Raw genomic sequence first — 6,000 nt, 5'->3', positions numbered from 1 at the left:
TCCCCGCCGGTTCCCGAACCGGCCGGTTTACGTTAACGCGACAAATCGCTGCCGTCGTCCCTCGTCTGCCCGCGGAACCGTCGTACAGTCGCCCTTCCATAGCGGGAGACGCCGACCATGCAGGACCGACGGCAAAGTGCGCGCGACAAGGTGTTTCTCGGCGGCATCGCCGAGATCAACGATCGCGGCTCGACGGTGGATTGCGTGGTGCGCAATATCAACGAGCGCGGCGCCTGCGTCGAGATCGATGAGGCCGCCAGGCTGCCCGAGACCGTCAATCTGAACATCCCGCGCAAGGGCCGCTCCGTCCTCGCCCGGATGATCTGGCGCCAAGCCAACCGCGTCGGCCTCGCCTTCCGCACCATGGTGACGGACCCACAGTCCAACGACCTCGACGAACGGCTGCGCCGCAGCCAGATCAAGCAGCGCCAGCTCAAGCGACGCATCAAGGAGCTGCTCGGGGAAGGCTAACGGCCCGCGCGCCTGCGCAGCATTTCGCCTCAAAACGACTCCGGTATAACTACCCCCTTGCCTCCACCTTCGGGTTGCGCTTAGTTTCGCTCAACTTGGGGGAGAGTTGTGTCATGCGTATCGTGGGGATTGTGGCGCTGTGCGCCGTGGCGGGCGGCTGCGCGTCGGTAACCCGCGGAACAACCGAGAATCTCACCATCGTGTCCACGCCGCCAGGCGCGGAAGCGACGATTTCCGGACTCGACAACCCGACCGCCTGCGTCACGCCGTGCACCGTCGTCGTCAAACGCAATGCCGACATTTCCGTTTCGGTTGCGAAGGAAGGTTACGAGCCCCAGGTCGTTCAATTGACGAAGGAGATTCCGGCCGCCGGCGCTGCCGGTTTCGCCGGCAATGTCATTGTCGGCGGACTGGTCGGCATGGGCGTCGATGCCGTCACGGGCGCCGCGACCGATCACAAGCCCAACCCCGTCGAAGTCACCCTGGAGCGGATCGCTCCACCCGCGCGGCCCGGGCCGCCGCGAAAGCCGCGTCCTGCCGCTCCGCCGCGGACGGGAACGTAACCGCAACCCAAATGAAAAGGCCGGCTCAGCAGCCGGCCTTTGGTCAATCGTCAAATCCGCTTCAGACCTTGACCAGCGGTCCGCGCGAGGGCGGCGCCTTGGACCCACCGCCGCCGGGACCGCCCGGCGGCTTCGGCTTCCGCGGCAGGCTGCTGCGCTTGCGCGCGCCCGGCAGCTTCTCGGGCTTGGGCGTGACCGGGCCCTCGACGAACTCGAAGCCGATCTTATCCTTGTCCGTCGCCTCGTCCTTGACCAGCACGACGCGGACGTGGCCGCCGCCCTTGAGCTGGCCGAACAGCACTTCGTCGGCGAGCGGCTTCTTGATGTGCTCCTGGATCACGCGGGCCATCGGCCGCGCGCCCATCTGCTCGTCGTAGCCGCGCTCGATCAGCCAGGCCTTGGCGGGCTCCGACAGCTCGATGGTGACGTCGCGGTCGGCGAGCTGCGCCTCGAGTTGCAGCACGAACTTCTCCACCACCATGCCGATCACGTCGGCATTGAGGTGCGCGAAGGAGACGACGGCGTCGAGCCGGTTGCGGAACTCCGGCGCGAACTGCCGGTTGATCGCCTCGTGGTCGTCGCCTTCCCGCTTCGACCGGGTGAAGCCGAAGGCCTGCCGTGCCAGATCCGCGGCGCCGGCATTCGTCGTCATGATCAGGATGACGTTGCGGAAGTTGACCTGCTTGCCGTTGTGGTCCGTGAGCCGGCCATGATCCATGATCTGCAGCAGTACGTTGTACAGATCGGGATGCGCCTTCTCGATTTCATCGAGCAGCACCACGCAGTGCGGATGCTGGTCGACGCCGTCGGTGAGCAGGCCGCCCTGGTCGAAGCCGACATAGCCGGGCGGCGCGCCGATCAGGCGCGACACCGTGTGCCGCTCCATGTACTCGGACATGTCGAAGCGCAGCAGTTCCACGCCGAGCGAGGCGGCGAGCTGCTTTGCCACCTCGGTCTTGCCGACGCCGGTGGGCCCGGAGAACAGGTAGCTGCCGATCGGCTTCTCCGGCTCGCGCAAGCCGGCGCGGGCGAGCTTGATCGAGGCGGACAGCGACTCGATCGCCTTGTCCTGGCCGAACACCACGCGCTTCAGCGTCTGCTCGAGATGCCTGAGCACCTCGGCATCGTTCTTCGACACGCTCTTGGGCGGAATCCGCGCCATGGTCGCGATCGTGATCTCGATTTCCTTGATGCCGATGGTCTTCTTGCGCCTGTGCTCGGCAACCAGCATCTGCGCTGCGCCCGATTCGTCGATCACGTCGATCGCCTTGTCGGGCAGTTTGCGGTCGTGGATGTAGCGCGAGGAAAGCTGCACTGCGGCCTCGATCGCCTCGTTGGTGTATTTGAGGCGATGGTAGTCCTCGAAATACGGCTTGAGCCCCTTGAGGATCGCGATCGCGTCCTCGACCGTCGGCTCGTTGACGTCGATCTTCTGGAAGCGCCGCACCAGCGCGCGGTCCTTCTCGAAGTGCTGGCGATATTCCTTGTAGGTCGTCGAGCCCATGCAGCGGATGGTGCCGGAGGCGAGCGCCGGCTTGAGCAAATTGGAGGCGTCCATGGCGCCACCGGAGGTGGCCCCTGCCCCGATCACCGTGTGGATCTCGTCGATGAACAGGATGGCGCTGGGATGCGCCTCCAGTTCCTTCAACACCTGCTTCAACCGCTCCTCGAAGTCGCCGCGATAGCGCGTGCCCGCGAGCAGCGTGCCCATGTCGAGCGAGAACACGGTGGCGGCCGCCAGCACTTCCGGCACCTCGCTGTCGACGATGCGCTTGGCGAGCCCTTCCGCGATTGCGGTCTTGCCGACGCCGGCATCGCCGACGAACAGCGGGTTGTTCTTCTGCCTGCGGCACAGCACCTGGATGGCGCGGTTGATCTCGGCGTTGCGACCGATCACCGGATCGATCTTGCCGTCGCGCGCCTTCTTGTTGAGGTTGACGCAATAGGTCTCGAGCGCCTCGCCCTTCTTCTTGGCGTCCTCGTTGCCCTTGGTCTCGGTCTCCTCGTCGACGCCACGCACCGGCCGTGCCTCGGAGACGCCGGGCCGCTTGGCGATGCCGTGACTGATGTAGTTGACGGCGTCGTAGCGCGTCATGTCCTGCTCCTGCAGGAAGTACGCAGCATGGCTCTCGCGCTCGGCGAAGATCGCAATCAGCACGTTGGCGCCGGTCACTTCTTCGCGACCGGAGGACTGCACATGGATCACCGCGCGCTGGATCACGCGCTGGAAGCCGGCGGTGGGCTTGGCGTCGTCGCCGCTGTCGGTGACGAGGTTTTCGAATTCGGTCTCGAGGTAGTTGACGAGGCTGGTGCGCAGCTTGTCGAGGTCGACGCTGCAGGCGCGCATCACGGCGGCCGCATCGGAATCGTCGATCAGCGACAGCAAGAGGTGCTCGAGCGTCGCATATTGGTGGTGGCGCTCGTTGGCGATCGCCAGCGCGCGATGCAGGGATTGTTCAAGGCTCTGGGAAAAAGTTGGCATTCGCGTCCTCTGTAGCCCCCACCATCATGATCGCCATTACCTTGGCAGGCAACAACAACCTTTGCCGTCCTAACTCATATAGTTACGCCCGATCATGGCAAAAGCCCGGCCCGAGAAAACCGGTTTTCCTCTGGAATCGTTCGCAACCCGTCACCCCCGCATTTCACCGGGGGCGCCGTCCGCGTCATTCAACGATTTGGATGCAAGACCCGTTCCGATTCTTGCCGGAGCGAGCGGAAATACGAGCTACTTCTTTTCCATCACGCACTGCAGGGGGTGCTGGTGCTTGCGCGCGAAATCCATCACCTGCGTCACCTTGGTCTCGGCGATCTCATAGGTGAACACGCCGCACTCCCCGATTCCGTGATGGTGGACGTGGAGCATGATCTTGGTCGCGGCCTCGACGTCCTTGTTGAAGAATTTCTCCAGCACGTGAACGACGAACTCCATCGGCGTGTAGTCGTCGTTCAGGATCAGCACCCGGTACAGGTTCGGGCGCTTGGTCTTCGGCTTGACCTTGGTGATGACCGACGTCGAGGGACCGCTGGGCCCTCCCGGCTTGTCGTCATTGCCCAATCGGGGTTCGGACGCGGCAATGAAGGTCGAAACGATGGTAGGAGCTGATTGCAACATGGCGCAGGCGTTCGAATTTCCCCACGGTAAACCGGACAACGATACCGCGTCGCCCGAGAGGCCGCTCCTTGCGGAGTTCCCTCGCGGGTTCCCGGACCCGTTTGCGGGTCGCCGTACCGTCCGGCATGACCCCGTCATGCCGCATCGGCTGCATAAATATGGGCCCATGGTCGGCCCGCTGCAAGCGCACCTGACGCGACTGCCGGCCAGGCCGATTCTCGGGTCCGGCGACCGGCTACAAGGTTAAACAATCCTGCCGGGTTTGACAAAAAAATGCGGCATCCATTTAGCGGCGCATTGACGATGCCCGAGGCTTTCCCGGCCGATTCGTCCTTTCCTGGCCGTTGAATCCGCCTTTCTGCGGTCCGGTTTACCACCCATTTAATGGCCTGCGCCGAAGTAGCGGGGTTCAAAACCCAAATTCGGTGACAACCATGTCTGGTGCTTCCGTCCTCCGTAAGCTTCGTGCCGCCGCCGGCCGGTTCATCGGCGCGCGTGAAGGCAATATCGCGGTCATTTTCGCCCTGTCGGCGATCCCGATCATCAGCTTCGTGGGCGTTGCGATCGACTACACCCGCGCCAACGCGGCGCGCACGGCAATGCAGGCGGCCCTCGACTCGACCGCCCTCATGCTGTCGAAGGACCTCTCCACCGGCACGATCAACTCCTCGCAGATCAGCACCAAGGCAACAGCTTATTTCAGTGCGCTGTATAACAATAAGGACGCAAAGAACGTGTCCGTCGCCGCCACCTATACGCCATCTACCGGCGCTACTCCGAATAAAGTCGAGATCAACGGTTCGGGTGAGATTATCACCGATTTCATGCGAGTCGCTGGGTTCCCGACGATGGGTTTCGGCAGCGCATCAACCACAGCATGGGGCAATGTGCGCATGCGCGTTGCGTTGGTGCTCGACGTCACCGGCTCGATGGCCTGGGACGGAAAGATGCCGGCGATGCAGACCGCCGCCAAGGACCTTGTCGACCAACTGAGCAAGCTCGCCACTGTCAACGGCGACATCTACATCTCGGTCGTGCCCTTCGCCAAGGACGTCAATGTGGGAGCGAGTTACTACAATGCGTCCTGGATCGACTGGACCGACTGGGAGAAAGTCAATGGCACCTGCAGCAACACCACGTACAAGAAGAAGTCGACCTGCGAAGCCAACGGCAAAGTCTGGACTCCGAAAAACCACAACACCTGGACCGGTTGCCTCACCGACCGCACCCAAGACTATGACACCAAAAACACAGCTCCCATAACGTCGAATACGGCGACGCTGTTCCCGGCCGAACAGTACTCCTATTGCAGCACCAGCAGTTGGGCCTATATGCCGCCAATCATGCCGCTGAGCTATGATTGGACGGCTCTGAAGGCCAAGATCGACGCGCTTAAGCCGACCGGCAACACCAACCAGGGCATCGGGCTGGCCTGGGGCTGGATGACGCTGACCCAGAGCGACCCCTTCAACGCGCCGGCGAAGGAATCAGGCTACGTCTACAAGGACACCGTCGTGCTGCTGTCCGACGGCTTGAACACGCAGAACCGCTGGTACAGTAGCTCGTCGCCGATCGACGCACGGCAGAAGATACTGTGCGACAACGCCAAGGCGGCCAACATCACTATCTACACCATCCAGGTGAATACCGGCGGCGATCCGACCTCGTCGGTGCTGCAGTACTGCGCGACAAGCACAAACAACTTCTACCTGGTCACTTCGGCGTCGCAAACCGCTTCCGTTTTTAAGGACATCGCCACCAAGCTGACATTGCTCCGCGTTGCCAAATAGCGACGCGCCTTCATCGCGCGCAAAAAAGCCCGGCTCGCGCCGGGCTTTTTTTCTTCGACGA

The 6,000-nt window shown here is 62.9% G+C and carries 5 protein-coding genes; 3 read left to right on the top strand and 2 right to left on the bottom strand.

The features are described from left to right. Nucleotides 1-117: 117 nt before the first annotated feature. Together ACT4OC_RS15735 and ACT4OC_RS15730 are read left to right on the top strand one after the other, a co-directional pair. Nucleotides 118-471, top strand: coding sequence for a PilZ domain-containing protein (locus tag ACT4OC_RS15735; RefSeq protein WP_444839926.1), 354 nt, complete (start codon nt 118-120; stop codon nt 469-471). 113 nt (nt 472-584) lie between these two features. Beyond that, a complete protein-coding gene (locus ACT4OC_RS15730) occupies nt 585-1,034 on the top strand; it encodes a PEGA domain-containing protein (RefSeq protein ID WP_444839925.1) in 450 nt (149 codons plus the stop codon). Between the two features lie 61 nt (nt 1,035-1,095). On the opposite strand, the gene clpA is transcribed toward ACT4OC_RS15730, so the two are convergent. Both clpA and clpS read right to left on the bottom strand, forming a co-directional pair. Then, nucleotides 1,096-3,516 (bottom strand): ATP-dependent Clp protease ATP-binding subunit ClpA, encoded by a 2,421-nt coding sequence (clpA, locus tag ACT4OC_RS15725; RefSeq protein ID WP_444839924.1) that lies wholly within the window; start codon nt 3,514-3,516, stop codon nt 1,096-1,098. 246 nt (nt 3,517-3,762) lie between these two features. Then, nucleotides 3,763-4,149: an ATP-dependent Clp protease adapter ClpS gene (gene clpS / locus ACT4OC_RS15720; protein WP_444839923.1), complete on the bottom strand. Its 387-nt coding sequence runs from the start codon at nt 4,147-4,149 to the stop codon at nt 3,763-3,765. Nucleotides 4,150-4,583: 434 nt separating this feature from the next. Here clpS and ACT4OC_RS15715 point away from each other — a divergent pair, with 434 nt between their 5' ends. Beyond that, nucleotides 4,584-5,939: a vWA domain-containing protein gene (locus ACT4OC_RS15715; protein WP_444839922.1), complete on the top strand. Its 1,356-nt coding sequence runs from the start codon at nt 4,584-4,586 to the stop codon at nt 5,937-5,939. The last annotated feature ends 61 nt before the right edge of the window (nt 5,940-6,000 follow it).

Source organism: Bradyrhizobium sp., assembly GCF_052389815.1.
GTDB lineage: Bacteria > Pseudomonadota > Alphaproteobacteria > Rhizobiales > Xanthobacteraceae > Bradyrhizobium.
The sequence above is the reverse complement of the archived record's forward strand: the minus strand, read 5'-3'. Positions and strand labels throughout refer to the sequence as shown.

Bases quoted from the DNA above. Each gene is read 5' to 3' on its own strand.
- ACT4OC_RS15735 (WP_444839926.1), top strand. From the start codon at position 118: ATGCAGGACCGACGGCAAAGTGCGCGCGACAAGGTGTTTCTCGGCGGC.
- ACT4OC_RS15730 (WP_444839925.1), top strand. From the start codon at position 585: ATGCGTATCGTGGGGATTGTGGCGCTGTGCGCCGTGGCGGGCGGCTGC.
- clpA (WP_444839924.1), bottom strand. From the start codon at position 3,516: ATGCCAACTTTTTCCCAGAGCCTTGAACAATCCCTGCATCGCGCGCTG.
- clpS (WP_444839923.1), bottom strand. From the start codon at position 4,149: ATGTTGCAATCAGCTCCTACCATCGTTTCGACCTTCATTGCCGCGTCC.
- ACT4OC_RS15715 (WP_444839922.1), top strand. From the start codon at position 4,584: ATGTCTGGTGCTTCCGTCCTCCGTAAGCTTCGTGCCGCCGCCGGCCGG.